We start from the raw sequence: 20,814 nt of genomic DNA, 5'->3' as shown, positions 1-20,814 counted from the left end.
TTGATATACCTACAGGAAAATAAAGAACTGCATTAATTTGTTGATCTGCAGAATAAAGACCTAATACATAATTCATTTGATCTTGAGGTGTTACTGAAAACTTTCTTTGTTCCATAATTTTGTCCCCTTTTTAAGATTTTTTTGTATAACCTTATTCTCCATATGGTTGTAACTTTTCTAGTCACTTTTCTTCAAGAGCAAATAATTCTTATCTTTTAAAATTTTTTATGAAAGTATCCTTTCCGTACTGGTTCCATTCTTTTTGCGGCTCTTTGTAGGTGATATATCCAATGTTTTATTATTATTAATACTTACTATTTTTCAGAAATAACCAAACGAAAATTAACTAAGTTTATACATATTCAAACATTTTACAATGGTGTTTGGTAAATATTGATAAAACAAATAAATCATTTTTATGTCTGTTAATAAAAAACAATAATATAATACGTTCAGGTGTTACTTCATAATAAAAGGTTGATGGACATGGAGGACCACAAACCTTTTATCATATTGCTTTAGATGTTTGTATTCATTATTACATTGTTTACAAATAACTTCTGTTTGCACTTGTATAACTTCATTATTTTCAACAATTAATCTTTTACAAAAAAAATGATGTATCAGGTCTTTGTACAAATGGAGAAAAAGTAGGCGTATATGGCGCTAATGTACGAAAAACAGCATCTGCTAGCGCTAAGGTTGTAGGTTTCATTAGTAAAAATACTAATGTAACTGGTACTTGGGTTAATGGAGAATATGTCCAAGGACATTATGATAATTCATCTAAATGGTTATATATATCTTGATTAGGTGGTTATATATCTAAAACAACTTTAATTAATAATTGTGATGCATAAAAAACAAATTGGTAATTAATTGGGTTATTTTATCTTTTATTATTATTTATAGGGGGCACATCACACCGCAATCAAGCTAAAAAAATGTATCTATTAAACGAAAAAACACTATTCTTTTTGTAGAAATATACAGAAAGAATAGCTTTTTTCATTTTAGGGAGGATTTTGTTTTATTAGCTTAATAGCGTTGGGTTGCCGCCTGAATTCCAAAAATCCCTAAATTTATTTTTAATTATAAAAACTACGACAAAATTTATCCGATTTTCCTTTTTGCCTACTTGCTAAATTCAGCAAGTAAAATATTTTTAAAAGGATTAGGACTGTCAGCTCTACCCAAACTGTTCCAATTGACGACCAACGTATGCTTGCCTCCAAGTGTACCTCCAACAAGAGTAGTAAACCCTAGAATGCCACCTGTGTGTCCCCATATCGAGACATCGTTCGGAAGCTTAGTTTCATAGATTCCAAGACCATATCCATCGATTCCTTCTCTTCCTGTAGGAACTGTAGTAAGCATTTGTTTTAGTTGTGGTTCTTTCAGTAATTTTCCACCGAGCAAGTAAGAGAAGAATTTGTTTAAGTCGTCAGCAGTAGAAATCATATCTCCAGCAGAGCTACCTGCACTTGGGTTATAATAAGTAACGTCTTTTAGCTCACTTGCTCCGTCTGGTTGGTCATATCCACGGGCATGGTTGGTGCCTGGAATAACGCTTGAATTGCCAGGTAGGAATGTATTCGACAATTCAAGTGGTTCAATAATCCGATTTTCAATCTCTTCCGCATAGCTGTTTCTGGTTACTTTTTCAATAAGAATACCAAGTAATACGTATCCTGTGTTTGAATAAGACCATCCCTTTCCTGGGTCAAAGTCAGGGGGCAGAGAAATCCCCATCTTCACTAACTCTTCAGCCGTATACGATTTTTTTGTATCCGTAAAATCAGCGTCTTTTGATCTTGAGTATTCAGCGATACCACTTGTATGGTTCAATATATGCCGGATAGTAATCTGGTTACCATCATATCCATTTCCTTGAATGGTACCAGGCAACCATTTTTCGATGGAATCGTCTAGATTCAGGCGGTTCTCTCCAGCTAATTGAAGTACAACTGTTGCGGTGAACGTCTTCGTCACACTGCCAATACGAAAGCGAAAATCTGTTTTCATTGGTTTCATGGTTCTCAGATCCGCTATCCCAGCCGCATACCCCCACGTTTTTCCACCCTCAGAAGTTTTAGCAAGTATTCCCGGGTATCCAAGTTGCAATGTATCCCGCATTGCTTGCTTGACGGAATTACGATCTCGTTGAGTGCTTGTGTGTGATGCACTAGATACATTTTGAGTGGGCTCTGCTTTTACAATTGAGATTGGTGTTGTGTATAACAGAGAACTTCCAGCTATTAAAAGGGCCAGACTTGCAAATGTAATTTGACTACGTATTTTCATAAGGTATCCCTCTCCTCTATTCATATTGTATATGTTCCTTAGCTCCTAGGCTTAGGGAAAAGGCCCTCACTCATATAGATTAAAGCCCCAGTAGAAAGGTATCTATCAATATCAACAATTTGAGCCATTTAAATCTCCATCCCTTCTATAACAAAATTATTTAAGGATATGAAAGCATATTATGTATCCTTAGTTATTGTTAGGATGAACACAACATGAAACATACCCTCATCCCATATTTTACCTTATTTATTTATGATATATATTGAGAAAGAATGTAAATTCGAATCATTTCCTTACCCCAACTATTGATCGTCTTTTTCACCTATTATCATTAGATATTTAGAATTTCATTATAAAAAACAACCAATCCCTTAACGTACAGGAAGCGGTTGAAAAATGTATCTAACGTACAATTTACTTTTTTTGATATGGTGATCCCATCACCATCAAGCTAAGGTTTCGAAGTACACCTAAACAAAAATTTTCTTTCTCAACAGGTAGTTACTTTGAAAAGTCGCCTCTTTTTTTCGTTTTAGAGCGTTTGTTTTTCTTAAGTTAATGGGCATGTGCGGTATCCCAAAAATAAAATTAAGAATAGCTATTAAATAGGTTGGTTATAGTATTGATTGTGGAGGTGAGAAAGATGAACAAAAAACAACAAGGTTATAATAAGGAAACTTCTGGGGCTAGCATCCAAAGCACAAATGCTAGCTATGGTACAGAATTCGCAACTGAAACTAATGTACAAGCAGTAAAACAAGAGAATGCACAATCAGAGGCAAAGAAAGCACAAGCTTCAGGTGCACAAAGTGCGAATGCTAGTTATGGTACAGAATTTGCAACTGAAACGGATGTGCATGCAGTTAAAAAACAAAATGCAAAATCAGCTACAAAAAAATCACAATCTTTTAGTTCTAAACAATAATGAAGGAAAAACACTTCTCTATCTTAAGAGAAGTGTTTTCTCGAGCTGTGGAGAAAGTCTTCTCCACAGCCTATTTTTGTGTCTGAACAAATACATAATATATCACTAGCAACTTTAGATAATGAGTTTGCCACAGTTTTAAAAACTGAAGAATTCATTAAAAAATTGTAGTAAGTTGAAACAATACAATCTTAAGGTGTTTGTTTTAATATTATATGATATACACAGTTAGGAATACTGTCTTACGCCCATCAAACTAAAACGAAAAAAGCTATTTTTTGTAGAATATACCGAAAGAATAGCTTTTTTCATTTTAGGGGAATTTTGTTTTTTAGCTTAATAGGATTCATGTTTTTTCAAATCTAAGGTCACCGTATATACTAAACAATGCCTTCGAAATTCTTCACATATTCCAATAATGTTTGATATTGTTGATCAAGGGCGCACTTCTCTGTTCCAATTGGTGATTTAAAAAAGAGTGAAAGGTGTTCCATTATTCCTACTTTCCCCTCTCTAAGTGCATGATCCATAAAACGGGACAGATCAATTATTAGAGGCGCAGCTAAAATCGAATCAATACCTAACCAAATTAATATTTAGTGCTATCGCTAAATCAGCAAATGGTGAATTGAAATTCAAATTCTAACACCCGTTAATTATTATATTAGGATTTACCGAAAACATAAAAGCAATTTGTAATAATACATATATTATAGTTGAAATTAAAATGGATCCTGCAGCTGCCCGGGGAATGGATTTCCCGGGGTTCTTTGCTTCACCAGCCATATTAATCGGACTTTGAAAACCATTGAATGCAAAAATAACACCGGAAGTTGCCATAGCAGTTAAAACATTTGATCAATTAGATACATTAAAGTCCTGATAACTGGTAAATTTTACTCCATGAAATCCAGCAAATAGTAATGCACCAATTGTAAGACTAGGAATTATAATTTTAAATATAGTAATTAATGAATTTATATTCGCGAACAGACTAACAGTCCAATAATCTAAAAAGAAATATATATAAATAAATACAGAAGCAGCTGCAAGACCAGGATCATATGTAGCTGTTATGAAACTTGGTAAAATTATTATTATGTTGGTAGCTTTAAAATTTAAAAATAATGAATGTTAATTACACTAATGATAATATTTTTGATATGATTAATGTATAATAAAAATATAACTCATGTAATAGTCTAGGCGGTATACTTGACCAACGGCCGCTTTTCTAATGAGTTATACCCCTTAGAAAAGGTACCTTGCAGCAGGGGTACCTTTTCTTTTATTTTCAGTGTTAAATTATTTTAAATAGAAGCTATATAGCTAAAAAGTATAATGATTAAATTGTAATTGAAGTGAAGTATGTATCCCATATGAATATTTTTAAATATTAGAAAGAAAATCATTTGAGCGATAGCTGGTATCCCAATGATAGTTAAACATTGTACCCAATTATAGTTATACGTAAAGAGATGGAGTAACCCAAATGAGCTTCCAGACAATATTAAAGAGGCTGTAATTGAAGATATGGGGCTTATTATGAAGGAGCGTATGATCTTATGCCAAAAGAACCATATAGATACAAACATAATGTTCTCTCCGATTAATTGAATTGCAATCCCAGGTGTTTTGTAAAGCAAATTAGTAATTCCTTCATTCCCAATAGGATTAGATGTTCCTTTGAATGTTGTAAAAGATATTAGTACGGCTAAAAATAACAACATAATAGCATAAATAATGAAAGCACAGAAAAAAGAAAGTTTTAGTTGCTGGAAAGTGATTTTTTTAGAAAACAAAAACCTTTGATCCCTCATTATAAATAGAAAAACTAATGAAATAGGAAAAGAAAAATAAACAGATTTAATTATGTATTGCATCAGTATATCTAATTCATTTATATAATTAAGCACGAATGATGGAAAAGGTATGTAAACAGTAATAATACAAAATATGATAAGTATTAGAAACTGCAGATACGTTTTAGTTTGTACTAAGTAATCTAAATATGTGTTGGCAGCACTTAATGCGTTTGTGGTCTGCTTAAACTCTTTAGAAACTGCCTTCATAACACTCCTCCATTTGTATAAAAGTCAATGTATTTAATCAATCATCTTATATGCCATTCTTTCCTAAGTGTATTAAATGTAATCTTATCTCTACACACTTTATAAAATTTCACGTACTTTATTTATTAATTATATTTAAAACATATTCACCAAAGGGGTTTCTACGCCAAAAGAAAAAGCATCCCTCTGGATGCCTCACTTATCCTATTTATTAATTAAATACAGTCTCATCATGATGATATAAGGGATATTTCTAAAGGATAAATTAAGAATTATTTCTTCATTCTTTCTTCAATCCTATGATAGCAACTAAATAAGTTGGTTTTTTATCTACTATAATCACACGACGTTTTGACGCATGAAAAGACTGCAAAGCTTTTTGAATATGTCCACTTGACAGGGGTAAGACCAAATTTAGGTTCTTCTAAATAGTAACCATATACAAAAAAACACTCATACCGGTAACCACTTAGGTTGATAGAGTCATATTTTGTTCAGTCATAACTCTCTCATTTATATGGGGTATACAAGTACCTTGGTCAAACCCCTTCTATATTTATTTTCCTTTTTTATAACAACTTATTTTAGGCGTGAATGCTGTTGCAATAAATAATTATTGTAGATGGAAGGTAATAAGTGAATGAAATATAAAACCACACACACATAATAATTATATATTATGCATCAACATTAAATTATCAGAAAAAAAAGACTTTCATACTAGTAATTCACGAAAAGATAAATGCAAAACACCTTTCATTAATAGTGAATGAAAGGTGTTTTGCATTTTAACATATTGTATATCATTTTCATTTATTTTGGAATTATTATATAAGGATTTCCCTTTTTTTTGTTCCAAATTATATTTTCATTTACTATTTTATTTTTTGTTCTGTAATAATAAATCTTGAGAGTAATTCTGTTAATGCTTCTACCTTTTCTTTCATCTTGTTGGATTGATTTGAAATTTCTTGAATTGAAACTGCCTGTGATTGAATTGATTGTACTGTATGAATCGCTTCTTTTTCTATTTGCGTTGCTGTATCAGATACAAGTGACAGAGATGCATTTACTTCCTCTGTGCCAGCAGACATCTCTTCTGTTGCTGCCGATACCTCTTGAATTTGACTTGTAATTTTATCAATATCCCTCATAATAGATGCAAATGTTTGATCCGCTTTGTAGGCAGCCTCTTTTCCTTCTGCGGCCTTTTGTTGACCTTTTTGCATAACATGAACTGTATCTTGAGTATCTTGTTGAATACATTTGACTATGTGATTAATTTCATTTGCGGAGTCTTTAGACTTTTCAGCTAGGTCTCTCACTTCTGCTGCAACCACTGCAAACCCTTTCCCATTCTCTCCAGCACGTGCCGCTTCAATAGCAGCATTTAGAGCAAGAAGATTCGTTTGTTCGGCAATATTAGTTATTGCATCCAGTGCTGTATCAATTTGTTGTGTACGTGTAACAAGTTTATCTATGACTTTTGACGTTTCCTCCACAACATCATGAATACTGTTCATTTGAAGAATAGAGTGCTTTATCACTTCACTACCGCTATGTATTTGTTCAGTGGTTGTTACTGCTACCTCAGCAACTACTGCTGAAGATTCAGCTACTGTTTGCACACCAATAGTTATTTCTTCCATTGAGGATGAACTCTCTTGCATGCTGGTAACCTGTCCTGCTATTTTTTCTTTCACTTCAGTAATGGTCAAAACAACCTCATTTGAAATATTAGATGCTCGCTTTGTATCTTGTAAAACCCCCTCCGTAGAAGAAATCACCTCTTGTGTTGTCGCCTTAACATTCGCAATTAATTGTTGTAGGTTATCTAACATACTATTAAAAGACTGTACAATGATTCCTAACTCATTATTTGCTTTATAAGAAGTACGTATTGTTAAATCACCTGCAGCTACTTTTTCCATATCATTTTGTAATAAAACAAGTGGTTTTCGTATAGTAATTTTAATAATATATCCAATAAATATAACTATGACAATTGCTAAAATTGAAATAACCACAAACATTGTCATTGTATTTTGAGCACTATTATTATTAACTTTCTGTAACTGTTCTGCATTATTACTGTTATATATAATTAGTTCACGAATTGATTGAATTGTTTTTTTCATATTAGGTTCAATTTCTTTTAGATAATAGGCATACGCTTCCTCATTATTAGATTTCCCTAATTCTTGTGCTTTTTTCATCAGAGTTCTTAATTCATTAAACGCTTCATGAAATTTGCTATATAGTTCTTTTTCTTTATTAGAAATAACTTTAGTCTCATACTGCTTTAACAACTGATCGTTTTCCTGTCGAATTCCATCCATTTCTTTTATCAAATCGTTCATTCTTTTTTCATCTTTGGATACCATTATTTCCATGAAATTCATATTAACATGATAAAAATTAGATTCTATTGTTCCTATCCACTCAACTGATTTAAAATCATCTTCATACATTTTAGCAGAGGCACCCTTCGCTTTTTCTAGTCCCCAACCACCGATTAGGGATAATACTATACAGGCTATACTTGATATAGCTATTAATATGTTTAGCTTTGTACCAACCTCACTGTTTACTAATAATTTCAATTAAAACTATCCATTCTTATATATAGTTCAAGTAATATATTGTATACTAAGAACTTAAAATATACGATAGTAATTTTTAAAATATAAAAACATGTATAATTCTTAAAAGTATTATATATCAAACTATTTAACTTTTTGAACTACCCCCACTTTCACTTCGTTTAGAAGTGAGGGATTCCTAAGTAAAGAGTTCTATAATTCACCTCCCAACCACTCACTGGGCTGTGACCCTTCACGCTCCTTGAAGAAGGAGTCTTCTTGGCTAAAATGATAAAATTTTAGTATTAACATAATCCTCTTTTGATAAGTATAATGATTTTTTATGTGTCTTTATAGAAATACTGCCACATTGCTAGCAACCTAACAAAAATAAACTACCCCAAAACAATAAAATTAAGCAACTTGTGTGAAATTTTATTGTTCTGGGGTAATTCTAAATTCTTAAGTTGATATTCATGTGGTGCTACCCTTATTAGAAATTAAAAATTTTTATTATTGCTATACGGATGACAGTTTCAGGTCTTTTCATCTGATAATTATTCCTTTCTAATTCGAAATAAATACCTCTACCTACAGAACTATTTACATGTGAGAATTCCTCTAACCCAAATATCTCTTAATTCACTAACTGTCTTTATACTTATCTACCCAATAACAGGTGAAATTATATTTTCATTCCCTTACCAAATAATTATCCATTTGTATTTTCGCATGAATAAAACCTTATTTAATTATATAAAAAGTACACAATTAAATAAGATTTGGATTGTTTCAAATTCACACTAACAGATCTGCAAATGAGGTACCAACATTATTTTCTCGTTTCATGTGCTTTTCTAAATAAATCTTTGTCGTTTGAATATTTTCATGCCCCAATGTTTGCATTAAATGATATAAATCTGCATTTCCTTGTTCAACTGCCATGATTGCAAAAGCATGACGGAATGTATGCGCCGTTACTGGATTTTCACGATACAGTAGAAACTTTAAGTTTGTCTTTTTTATCATATCTGTTACCTGATTCGATAATGTTTTAGAGTTATAAGCACTTCCCCTTTGATTTATAAATAACGGACTCTCATCCCCTTTTTCCAATACCGTTTGTAATCCTCTTCTCCGTCTCATTTCACAAATACACTGGTATAAATGTTCCGAAATGAAAAGTTCACGCACTTTATCCCCTTTTCCAGTGACTTTTAACCAGTACTTTCCGTCATAATGTAAATCTTTCACTCTCGCGGTGCACAATTCTTGAATTCTTGCACCAGTACTTGCTAGAGCTAGTAAAATTGTATAGTTTACTAAATGTCCTCTTTCTTTATAAAACCCTAAAATCTTCATAACCTCATCATAGGATAGGTCCCGATTTGGCCGATCCTGTTCATTTACATTTGCGCGCTGCAGTTCTTCGTGAAGAGGTCTTTCAATATAAGCAAATACATGAAGGTGTTTTAAAAAAGAACGTAAAAGTACCGATTTTTTTGCAAGTGTTGCGATCGCGTACATATCCCCATTTCTACCGTTCTCAACCTGCTTCAACCAAACATTATATTTACGAATATGCCAGGGCTGTAATGTTTTTAGTAAAGAGTCATTTTGCTGTACCTCTTCCCCATTCAATTCGAATTCCTCTGCATGCTGCACCATGCACTGACAAAATGATAAGATTTCGGAAACATAACTCTTTTTTGTATCCTCTTTTCTATTCTTCTTCTCATCCATATCTTTTTGTAAATGTACGAAATGATAAATGACTTCCAGATCACTTAAATACGTATATTTACTCTTTCCCTCTTTTTCTGCAACCTCCATCTTCTCTTCCAACTTATCTACATAACGACTATCATGCAGGAATGGAACCATATCTCTTATATTTTCTACATATGTATCTATATCTTCACTTTGATTCATTGTTATAGGTAAGTTCTCTTTTTTATTTTGTTTATCCATATTTCGAATTCACCTTTCCTATTGATGATTATGAATATAACACTCTTTATTATCCTTATTTAATATTTTATTTCACTTCTATACATTATACAAATGATAATTCATTTTCTTTCTGTAAGAATACTATATTCTTCTCTATTAACTTATACTTATATTTTTTTATAATTTATTAGTAAATAGATATCATTTAATAGTTAATACCTTAGAATTTAAATGCCTTTTATAAAGAAAATAAATTTAAAAATATATTAAGAGATAAATTAAATTTAAAACGTTTTTAAACTATAAAAATTTATAAGAACTTTAATAAATTCTATTTCTCATTTTAAATATATATCATATTCTGATATGATATATACATATCTAAAATACTAGTAAACAATAGTTATGGAGGTGTCCTTTCATGACACAAGATTTATTGTTCATTACAAAACCTACTGTAACGACAAAAGAGGCAGCCGACTTATTAGGAGTAACGGTACAAACAATTTTAAAGAAAGAAAAAGATGGATTAATAGAATGTGTATATAAAGATAACTGGAAGCAATTCGGTAGTAAGATTTTCTATCTAGAGGATATTGAACGTTTAAAAGATATCGAAGAGATTGAGGGGTATAGTACAAAAGAAGCAGCTGAGATTCTGAATGTAGCACCATCTACTGTCTTTACATATATCAAATCTGGAAAACTACCTGCTTCAAAGATTGAAAAGCGCGGAAAAGAAGTATATATTATTGATAAAGATGACCTTGAAACTTTTCAACTTACTTATGAAAAAACTACATCAAAAGAGCGAAAAACATTCATTGCTAAGATTCAAGATGAAGATATATATTTATATCAATTATTAACACATCAACATAACGGAAAAATAGCGAGAGTAATAGAAATCAATGGAGCAGACGGTAAGATTCTTACAGATGAGGAAGAAATTTTCCCTTTATCTATGTATAAAGAACATGATTACTCCTTTGAACCTTTCCGTAAGCAAGCTGTAATTACAAAAAGAGGGTATTTATCTTTTTCATTTAAAAAACCTCAGCTATTTAATTCCATTACGTATAATCTAATAAATTTATTTTATAAAGAGATAGGTGTCACAAATATGCGATTGAGTGTTTCATCTGATACTATTAAATTAGAAATTAAACCTTTCGTATTACAAGTTGATCCAATGCAATTTCAAGAAGAGATTAAATACTTACATTCTCATATGAAATCCGGTACGATCCTTCCACATGTTGAAGGAATTTACTTTAAAAGTAATGTAGAGCCATTAACTTTTCATGCAGATCTTGAATTTAAGCAGAAAATAGTTCAAATGGCAGCGAGTGCAGGTATGGGACAGGAAGAATTCTTATTACAAGCTATAAAATCTTATATAAAAAATTTAGAACAACAGTAAATATTTATGAATAATAAGAAGCGTGGAAAATAAATCTTTCTACGCTTTTTAGGTTTATAAATTTTAACTTAATTGCAATTTGATGCTATCCCTAGTAGAGATAGCATTTCACCATTCAAGTGTTCGTTAAATAAGGATTTAACATGAAGATGAAATTGGTATTTAACCGCCCTCTTCCCTTGTTGTACAAATGTACAAGGATAAGAAACTCTAAACAAAATTTTTATAGATTTAAAGAATTATATTCATTTAATCTTGTGTAAGAAGACATGAAAATGGATACTTTTTTGTAAAGGAATTGCTTTAGTTGTATATATTCATCATGATTTTCAATAGCAAATCTATTAATTTAAAGAGAACTTTATTTCTGTACAGCTGCGTATAACGATTCTTTCTGACATAAAAACACGATGTCTTTTAAGACATCGTGTTTTTATGTCAGAGATTCATCTCTTACTTCAATAATTTTATTATATATTAGCATCTTTTTCTTTTATCAAAATTAAACTGAAATACCCGATGAGTAAAAAGAGTGAAGCCAAATAAAAGCCTGCTTTCATACTTCCTGTATAAATTGATAATACTCCTGTGATATAAGGAGCTAGTACACTTGAAGACATTCCTATAAAATTGTATAACCCAAAAGTTGTGCTATATAGATTTTGAGGAGCATTATTTGCTACAAAAGCTACAATTATAGGATCCATTGCAATTTTCCCCATAAAGCCATATAATACTAGCCCCACTATAATCCAAACAGTACTATTAGTAAAACCAATTAAAAAAGTGAAGATTGAAGAAAATATCAACATAAACTTCATGATTTTGACATGTTTTTGAAAGCGGTCGTTTATCCAACTAAATAAAATACTTCCAGGAAGCGCTAAAAGTGCAATTATTGACGATAAATACCCCGCTATACTACCTTCTATTCCTTGTTCAGTTTGAAGATAATAAGGAAGCCAGGTTACCATAACTGAAAATCCATATAATGAACAAAAAGCCACAATATAACTAACTATTAAGTTTCTGTTCATTAATAAGAGTTTAATTGAACTTGAGAATTTTTTTTCTTCAATATCAATTTTCCTCTTTATTGAATTTTTATTTTCACTATCATTTTTAATGGTAAATAACATTATTATTGATACTATTATTGTTAGTAGAGCAAAAATAAAAAAAGTAATTCTCCAACTAAATCCTAAAGATAGCGTAAAGTAACTAGAAAATATAAATCCTAAAGATAACCCTATCGCTCCTCCACTATTTATTATTGCACTCCCAATTGTTCGGTATTTATTTGGAATAGATTCTGATGATAATGCAAATTGTGGACCATAAAAAGTTCCTTGTCCAATTCCAGCAATCATCCATGCAGATATAAGTAACAAATATCCTTCTGACAATCCCGTTACAGCTAAAAATATTCCGGAAATCAGAAATCCAGGAACGAGCACCCATTTTTTTGAATACATATCTCCTAAATAGCCCGATGGAATTTGTACAATTGTATAAGCTAAGAAAAACAAACTATTCATAAGCCCTATTTCTGCATTGTTTAATGAATAATCACTTTTAATTTCCCCTATTACTGGGGTTAAAATAGCGCGATTTCCATATATAAAAATCCAGCCTAAAAAAAATACAATAACTAATCTCATCCAATAAGGAGTCATTTTATTTTTTTTATTTTCTATTAATACTTTTTGTTTCATTATGTCCCCCTTTTAGAAATTTAATATCAGGGCCTTTGCTTGTAGTAAATCTGAATTGAATAAGATAATTGAATAGTTAATTTAAATAATAAATAAACAACAATAAAACATTGTTTATTTATTATTTATAAATTTATTTAAACCGTGTTAATATGCTAATTCATATAATGTATGAATTAACACATTTACTCCTTCAGCTAAATCTTTAGGATCCGTATACTCAAACGGAGAATGACTAATACCTTTATGACTTGGAACAAAAACCATGGCTGTCGGTATATATGGTGCTATAATCTGAGCATCATGACCTGCACCACTATGCATCATTTTATACACAATATTATTTTGCAAACATTGCTTTTCGATAATGTCAGTTATATTTCTATCCATTGGTACTGGTGCAGCATCCATCCACATTTTAATCTTTATTTGAACTCCTAATTGATTTGCAACTTTGTTCATTTCCTGTACTATTTTATCAGTAAATTGATGCAATTCTTCTTTTTCTACATGTCTTACATCTATCGTAAATATAGCTTTACCCGGTACTACATTTACGATATTGGGTTCTACTTTAATTTCCCCAACAGTGGTAACAAGCGGCTCCCCATGTTCTAAAGTCATGGTATGAATCCTATGTATCATATAACTAGCTGCGCTCATCGCATCTTTTCTATATTTCATTGGTGTTGTGCCTGCATGATTGGATTCACCAATTATTTCAACTGTAAACCGTCGTTGACCAACAATGTTTTGGACAATACCAATGGATCTCTCTTCTTTCTCTAGTACTTCTCCTTGTTCTACATGAAGTTCAACAAATGCTTTAATATCCTTACGAGCATATTCAGGATTTGCTTTAAATGTGAAACCAGTTCGTCTCATCACCTCTACAAATGCTTGACCATTAAAATCTGAGATATTCTGAACATCTTCTTGTTTAGCAATCCCAACAATATTTTTAGATCCCCAAAATGTATAAGGAAATCGACTTCCCTCTTCTTCCGCCATGGATACAACCTCAATATTCCGCAAAGGCTGTCCATATTTTTCTTTTAAATATTTTATAGCTAAAAATCCAGCGATAATACCATACTGTCCATCAAATAATCCTCCATTTTTTACTGTATCAACATGAGAACCAGTTAATATTGTTTCATCTTTATATTTACTACCTTCAAGCATTCCAAATAAATTTCCGATTTCATCATAATGGATAGATAATTCCTCTTTAATAAATAGCGTTTTTAGAGACTCTTGAGCCTCTAGCCACTCTGAACTATATAAGAACCTAGATACGCCCCCTTCTGGATCTTTTCCACATTCTCCTAACCAATTAAGTAAATCGAGTGTATCCTTTCCTAATTGCAACTTATCCAGTGTATGCATTAATTTCCCTCCAGTAAACTTCCAATTAATTTACTCTTATCTCCTTAAATGTTTCCTTCTTCAAAATGTGTATTCGGAGAAGTCTCCTTAAAAAACATCATGATAATTAAACTTATTCCAAGAATGATAACAGCTGAATAAAACCCAGCAGCCATACTGCCCGTTAAATCGGCTAAATAACCTGCGATAAATGGAGCCACAATTGAGGATGACATTCCTATAAAATTATAAAGACTAAACGCTCGGCCATATGATTCTGGATTTACGTTCTCTGAAACAGTTGCAATTAGCACCGGATCAAGCGCTATTTTCCCAAAAAGACCATAAATAATAAGAGCTCCAATCATTAAAGGAATACTTTGAATATACACCGTTGCCCATAAAGAAATTGCAGCGATTGGAACCAATGTAAATACAAATATCTTTTTCTTTCCATATTTATCAGATAAATAACCAACAAAAAGTGACCCTGGTATTGCTGCCCATGGAACTAATGATGAAATAAAACCTATTTCACTTCCCTGAAATCCGCGCTCCACTTGTAAATACTTTGGTAACCACGTCATAATAACTGTAAATCCATAAATAGAGCAAAATAATACAATGAATGTAATTAAAAGATTACGGTTCTTTAATAAAGAAAGCATACTTATATCAGCCTCTACATCTATGACTGGATTACTCACATCTTTCTTTTGTCTCTTTCCTTCTTTGACAACAACACCAATGAACAAACCGCATAAAATGGTTAAAACGGAAAATATGTAAAACATCATTCTCCAATTTATTCCCCATTCCAACACAAGGGTACTAGAAGAAATAAAGCCTAATGATATTCCTAAAGCAGCTCCACTATTAATGATGGCAGAACCGATACTCCTTCTTTTATTTGGTATTGCCTCAGAAGAAAGTGCGAACTGTGGTCCATAATAAGTAGCTTGTGTAAGTCCTGTTAAAGCACGCGCCACTAAGAATCCTGTAAATCCAGCCATAATACCACTTACTCCTGTAAAAATTCCAAATAAAATAAAACCCGGAACCAGAATTATTTTCCTTCCAAACTTATCGCTCAATGTACCGGCCGGAATTTGTGCGATTGTATAAGTGAAAAAGAAAATACTATTTACTAAACCCAGTTGAGTATTGTTCAAGTTATACTCCAACCCTATCTCTCCCAATATAGGGTTTAAAATGTACCGATCCGCATTAAGAAATATTGTTCCTAAAGTAAATGCTAGTACAACTTTCCACCAATAAGGAATAAAAGTAGTGGATTCTCCAAATTTATCTTGTTTTTTCATTAAAGATTCAGACATATTAACAATACTCCCTTTACATTTTTCAGTGAAAATCCACCTTATTTAATATTTTTATAAGCATACTACTTTAACACTTTGTCAAATCGTATAATACTTTCTCTCACAATTCATTTTAAATCTATTTATTTCCCTATCTTTTTATGGAGAATCTTTCAAACATAACTCTGAAATAATTGGATATCCAACAACTTTTCAAATTTTTTATAAGGCCTATTTCATATATTATTATTTAATTCTAATAACTACATTGACAAATCATCCAAATATACGCTGTTTTTTTAGTTATTATAACCATAGTTAGAATTAACACCCTTTACTCTCAGGTTTCCTGTTTTATAATGGCAGTTATTTAGCAAAATATTATTAATCAATTTATCCAATTATTATTTTCCATAACGTAGTATTTACATTTAAACTTTGTAATACATACTAAGAGTTAGTATAATCTACTTATTTAGTAATTTGGCTCTTAATATCCTACATAAGTCACCCTTGGAGGAAATCGAATGAAACTATATGATATTATGAAAATCCCTATCTTCGATCAAGCTAAACTTATCGCTGGTCATAAGGGTGTAGAACAAGAAGTTTATACCGTTAATATGATGGATGCACCTGATATTATTCATTTCTTAAAAAGAAACGAGTTATTAGTTACAAGTGCATATCATTTTAAAGACGATATGTATGCATTACGAGAACTTATCATACAAATGAAGAAACAAGGTTGTACAGCTTTAGGTATAAAAACTAAACGGTTTTTACAAGAAATACCTGAAGATATTATTTCATTAGCAGATGAAATTTATTTTCCAATTATTGAGCTCCCATTTGACATAGGACTAGGAGATCTTGTAAATCAAACCTTAAGTTATATTCTGGATATGCGAACTAATGAATTACATCAAGCAATGCAAATACATCAACAATTTTCAAATCATATTATAAGTGGAAAAGGCATAAATATGATTTTGGAAAATTTATCATCACTAATTCAGTTACCAGTTGTACTACTTGACTATCACTTGCGCCCTATTTCCGAACACAATAACACTAAAGCATCTATTCAAAGTTTAAAGAAGTTTTTTATAAACGGGCGTAAACTACCGTTATCAACAATAGAAATTGTTACTTTTTCTCTTCTTACTAAAACTCGTGATACAGTTTCAATTTTTCCCATTTATACACAGAATAATCAATACAGCTATTTAGTTATAGACGGCTTTATTTCACCTTTAAATCGTTCAATGGTATTGGCTGTGGAACAAGCTGCAAACGTCCTTGCTTTTGAATTAATAAAAGAACATTCTTTAAGACAATACTCAAGACGCATTCAGGATGAATTTTTTACGAATGTTATTAATAGTGTTTTCTCTACTCAAGATGAAATTATTAATCTAGGAAAAGAATTTAATTTATCATTTGATCAAAAATATATTTGTATTATAGGAAAAATAGATATAAAAGAATTCACTATGTCATTTATGGAATATCAAGAAGAAAAGGATCTTATATATGACTTGATAGAGGAAGAACTAAATTCTTATACTGCAAATGTTCATTTATTCATAAAAGATGATATGTATGTTTTGTTGGTGAATTGTGATGGCATTTGGAGACAAACTGAAAAAGAACGAATGATCTCTTTATTAAAAAACATACAGGTGAAAATCTATACATATTTTCAAAAAAGCATATCTTTTGGAATTGCTAATTCTAGCGAACAATTGTTACATATATCTCATTCATTTAAAGAAGCCACAGACGCATTTTACTATGGTGAAATGTCAGGGAGTAAAGAATTTATTGAAATCTATCAAGCAAAAGAAATATCAGCAATTTTACGTATGATTCCACAAGAACAATTAAAAAAGTTCTATGAGAGCACACTACATTCACTTGCAAATGAAAATGAAAAAGATCATGCTGTACTATTGCACACGTTATCTGTTTATTTAGAAACTCATTGTGCAATATCCGAAACTGCTAAACGTTTATTTTTACACCGTAATACCGTTATTTATCGTTTAGAGAAATGTGAAGAAATACTTGGACGAAACATAAAAGATCCAAACGAAACTTTACAATTAAGAATTGCATTTAGAATAAAACCATTAATCCATGTTTAAGATTTACATAAATTAGAAGCTCATAAATAAATTTTAATTTATTGGTACTACTCATTATAAATACATATTATTTATGAACCGTTTGATTTTTTGTCTTTTAAAATATAAAATAACTATATTTCTTCCTTCCTCTTTGGGAGGATACACTTTACGGCACCTCCTGTAGTTTTGATTTGCTAAAACTTATTAAGAATTTTATTGTAAATTTCGCTAAAAAGACAAAAAGAACTTGTAGGTATTACTACAAGTTCTTTTTAGGTTATAGCGATTTCGATGACATCGCTTTCTTCACCTTTAATATGTTGGGCATATTCTCCAGTAATTTCGGTTTAAATTATGCGAGTGGCCCCAGGTTGTTCTCTTTTTATGGGTTATACATTATCAATAGGATACACCCTATTGGTAAGTTTTTGTCTTCTTGATAATTAAAGGTTTGTAAGCAATCAATAACACTTATCAAAAAGAAAGAAAAAGAGACCCATTGGTTCTGGTTAGTCAATCTTGATAGCATTATCTTTAAGATTTGAAAAAACAGCAAGTAGATATAATCCTCGTAATGGTTAATCTATCCCCCTTAACGTACAATTTTCTATTTTCGGTCGTGTGGTCCCTACCTAATTAGGATTACACTGTGGTTATTCATACACAATACCTGTGATTTGCTCTGTCATATTCCATAACTCCCCAGACCACTTTCTATCATAAACTGCTGGTTTAACTTTTTCCTTATTTACATAGTTATACAATATTTTTCTTCTAGCGGAATGTAATCCGCCTCTTTTAGCTCATTAAAAGGGCGTAATTGTACACTGTATATCGTATCTCCCGCTGCTTTCATTCCCGAGAAAAATAAATTTCTCCTTCTATTTCGTAGGCAGGACGTATGATTAGTCCTTTTTGACTTTCATATTGGACATAGCCAATTTCAACGATCCCTTCATTTAACAAGGCATCTCGAGCATTTGTATAGTCATTTCGAAAATCGGTATGAATCGTTTTATAAGACATTGTATCCCTCCAGCGTTTGATGAGTTGCTTTTAGCTATGTACATCCAGGTGTCTGGCATCTATTTTGAATGACATGTACGTTTAAATTCGATGTAGGAAAACATAATTCCTAGTTTGTTCTTGTTCTTTTATGGAAAAGTAACATTTGTCATGTTGTGTTTATAGAGTCCAAAAAGAGTAGCACCCTTTTCAGGTACTACTCTATCCTTACGCAATTGTATATATGGCTTAATATCCAAGTATGCCGACAATTTGAGTTGCTTTGTTATTACGAATGGAATATTGAACTACCCCCACTTTTACTTCGTTTAGAAGTGAGGGATTCCTAAGTAAAGAGTTCTATCGAACTCTAATTGATTAGGCTATCCCCGCAGTCCTTGCGGTTAGAAGCCTTATCGCTTCATTCTTTAGATTGATGCTTGCGTTAATATCCCTATCATGGTGTGTACGACAAGAAGGACAGTCCCATTCACGTAGGTTTAGATTTTTAACGTCTTTATTTTGATATCCACAACAAGAACATAATTGGCTGGAAGCAAATGTTTTCGATACGACAATGACTTGTTTGCCATACCATTTTGCTTTATATTCCAACATGGTTCGAAACTGTGACCAAGACACCTCACTAATTGCTTTTGCTAACTTATGATTCTTTAACATATTCGATACTTGCAAATCCTCTATACCGATAACATCGTGGTTTTTGATGATTTCGGTTGAGATTTTGTCCAAGTAATCTTTTCTAGCATTTGATATGTATTCATGAATTCTAGCTACCTTTACTCGTTGTTTATTCCAGCGAGAAGATCCTTTCATTCTTCTAGAAAGAACACGCTGTGCTTTCGCCAGCTTATCTTCTAATGATCGGAAAAACTTTGGATTTTTATAGGGTGTTCCATCTGACAAAATAGCGAAATCTTTTAGTCCTACATCTATTCCAATGTAAGACTGTGTTTTCGGAAGTTCTTGTACTTCTGTTTCAACTAATAGTGACACAAAATATCTTCCAGAAGGGTTGCGTCTAACAGTCGCATTTACAATATGTCCCTCTACTTCGCGACTTTTAGCAAATCGAACAAGGCCTAGTTTCGGCAACTTTATTTTGTTCCCTACAACGGCAATGTTTTCATTTGTTTGTTTTGTGGTATAAGATTGTACGTTGTCCTTCTTAGATTTAAAGCGCGGTGCGCTGTTTTGTTTTTTGAAAAAGCGCGTATAAGCATCCGCAAGGTTGCGAACAGACGACTGAATCGCAATACTATCCACTTCTTTTAGCCAAACAAGCTCTTTCTTCATGGCAGGTAGTTTAGCAGAGCATATACCATAGGTCAAGCCTTTTCCTGTCTCTTTGTATGCGTGATTCCATAAGGATAGGAAATGATTGAATACAAAGCGAGAACACCCAATCGTTTTGTTGATTAGAATTGCGTGTGCTTGATTTGGATAGATACGAAACTTATAGGCTTTATTAATCATTATTTGATTCACCTCCATTTCGGTATATGACTATTATAAACCAAACGTACATTCGATAGGTAGTGGAGTAATACTTTATATATGTCGAACAATTAAGATGGCTTCCTTCCATCCCGCCAATTCATCTCCCACCTACTCACTGGACTGTGACCCTTCACGCTCCTTGAGGAAGGAGTCTTCTTGGCTAAAATGATAAAAATATAAAGTTCTCATATTTACTAAAGGTAAATAATCCTTCTATTTTATTTTTCTACAATACAATTACGTTCTTACAGTGGGGCACCAGACATCTATCAACTTAAGAATGGAAACAAAGTGTACTTTCATTTTGTGGGGTAAAGCATTCCTAAAACAGAAGCATACTCTTAATAATACGCATACCAAATAAACCCTATCGTTTTATTAAAAGTCCAGGAAATAGTAATGAAATCCTATATTTATACGATTGAATATAATGTCACACATTTTATAAGGTAAAAAGGAAAGGATAGATGAACAGGAGAGTATGCCTGTTTA

13 protein-coding genes and 1 pseudogene are annotated in these 20,814 nt (G+C 31.8%); 3 read left to right on the top strand and 11 right to left on the bottom strand.

Annotated elements, in window-relative coordinates; translation table 11 throughout:
- Positions 1-1,134: 1,134 nt before the first annotated feature.
- Positions 1,135-2,304, bottom strand: a complete 1,170-nt coding sequence (locus HFD78_RS25330) for a serine hydrolase domain-containing protein (RefSeq protein ID WP_000702517.1) — start codon at positions 2,302-2,304, stop codon at positions 1,135-1,137.
- Positions 2,305-2,950: 646 nt separating this feature from the next.
- Here HFD78_RS25330 and HFD78_RS25325 point away from each other — a divergent pair.
- Positions 2,951-3,232 carry a gamma-type small acid-soluble spore protein gene (locus HFD78_RS25325; protein WP_001036083.1) on the top strand — a complete coding sequence of 94 codons (282 nt, stop codon included), beginning with the start codon at positions 2,951-2,953 and terminating at the stop codon, positions 3,230-3,232.
- Positions 3,233-3,612: 380 nt separating this feature from the next.
- On the opposite strand, the gene HFD78_RS25320 is transcribed toward HFD78_RS25325, so the two are convergent.
- The 5 genes and pseudogenes from HFD78_RS25320 to HFD78_RS25300 form a co-directional block, all read right to left on the bottom strand.
- Complete coding sequence (locus HFD78_RS25320) at positions 3,613-3,801, bottom strand: inositol-3-phosphate synthase (protein WP_223272793.1); 189 nt, start codon at positions 3,799-3,801, stop codon at positions 3,613-3,615.
- Positions 3,802-3,877: 76 nt separating this feature from the next.
- Positions 3,878-4,288, bottom strand: a pseudogene (locus tag HFD78_RS25315) (amino acid permease); the annotation flags it as partial.
- Between the two features lie 254 nt (positions 4,289-4,542).
- On the bottom strand, positions 4,543-5,304 hold the full coding sequence (locus HFD78_RS25310) for a hypothetical protein (RefSeq protein WP_000648937.1): 762 nt from the start codon (positions 5,302-5,304) through the stop codon (positions 4,543-4,545).
- A gap of 875 nt (positions 5,305-6,179) precedes the next feature.
- Complete coding sequence (locus HFD78_RS25305) at positions 6,180-7,907, bottom strand: methyl-accepting chemotaxis protein (protein WP_000772118.1); 1,728 nt, start codon at positions 7,905-7,907, stop codon at positions 6,180-6,182.
- Between the two features lie 777 nt (positions 7,908-8,684).
- Positions 8,685-9,857 (bottom strand): tyrosine-type recombinase/integrase, encoded by a 1,173-nt coding sequence (locus HFD78_RS25300; protein ID WP_000360823.1) that lies wholly within the window; start codon positions 9,855-9,857, stop codon positions 8,685-8,687.
- Between the two features lie 403 nt (positions 9,858-10,260).
- On the opposite strand from HFD78_RS25300, the gene HFD78_RS25295 reads away from it, so the two are divergent.
- Positions 10,261-11,262 carry a helix-turn-helix domain-containing protein gene (locus HFD78_RS25295; protein ID WP_000189806.1) on the top strand — a complete coding sequence of 334 codons (1,002 nt, stop codon included), beginning with the start codon at positions 10,261-10,263 and terminating at the stop codon, positions 11,260-11,262.
- Between the two features lie 470 nt (positions 11,263-11,732).
- Here HFD78_RS25295 and HFD78_RS25290 read toward each other — a convergent pair whose 3' ends face one another.
- The 3 genes from HFD78_RS25290 to HFD78_RS25280 all read right to left on the bottom strand — a co-directional run bounded on the left by HFD78_RS25290 (position 11,733) and on the right by HFD78_RS25280 (position 15,682).
- Positions 11,733-12,977 (bottom strand): MFS transporter, encoded by a 1,245-nt coding sequence (locus HFD78_RS25290; RefSeq protein ID WP_000810966.1) that lies wholly within the window; start codon positions 12,975-12,977, stop codon positions 11,733-11,735.
- A 147-nt stretch (positions 12,978-13,124) separates the two neighbouring features.
- A complete protein-coding gene (allC, locus tag HFD78_RS25285; protein WP_000556988.1) occupies positions 13,125-14,366 on the bottom strand; it encodes an allantoate deiminase in 1,242 nt (413 codons plus the stop codon).
- A 44-nt stretch (positions 14,367-14,410) separates the two neighbouring features.
- The gene (locus HFD78_RS25280; RefSeq protein ID WP_000004414.1) at positions 14,411-15,682 is read right to left on the bottom strand and encodes an MFS transporter; all 1,272 of its coding nucleotides are present in this window, start codon (positions 15,680-15,682) and stop codon (positions 14,411-14,413) included.
- A 509-nt stretch (positions 15,683-16,191) separates the two neighbouring features.
- On the opposite strand from HFD78_RS25280, the gene HFD78_RS25275 reads away from it, so the two are divergent.
- Entirely contained in the window at positions 16,192-17,814 is a 1,623-nt protein-coding gene (locus HFD78_RS25275) for a PucR family transcriptional regulator (protein ID WP_000780658.1), read from the top strand.
- Between the two features lie 834 nt (positions 17,815-18,648).
- On the opposite strand, the gene HFD78_RS29675 is transcribed toward HFD78_RS25275, so the two are convergent.
- Positions 18,649-18,822, bottom strand: a complete 174-nt coding sequence (locus HFD78_RS29675; protein WP_002196456.1) for a hypothetical protein — start codon at positions 18,820-18,822, stop codon at positions 18,649-18,651.
- Positions 18,823-19,179: 357 nt separating this feature from the next.
- Positions 19,180-20,298 carry an IS200/IS605 family element RNA-guided endonuclease TnpB gene (gene tnpB, locus HFD78_RS25265; protein ID WP_000608419.1) on the bottom strand — a complete coding sequence of 373 codons (1,119 nt, stop codon included), beginning with the start codon at positions 20,296-20,298 and terminating at the stop codon, positions 19,180-19,182.
- Positions 20,299-20,814 lie beyond the last annotated feature (516 nt).

The organism is Bacillus sp. EKM501B (genome assembly GCF_011800505.1).
Taxonomy (GTDB): domain Bacteria; phylum Bacillota; class Bacilli; order Bacillales; family Bacillaceae_G; genus Bacillus_A; species Bacillus_A cereus.
This window is presented reverse-complemented; position numbering and strand designations above follow the sequence as displayed.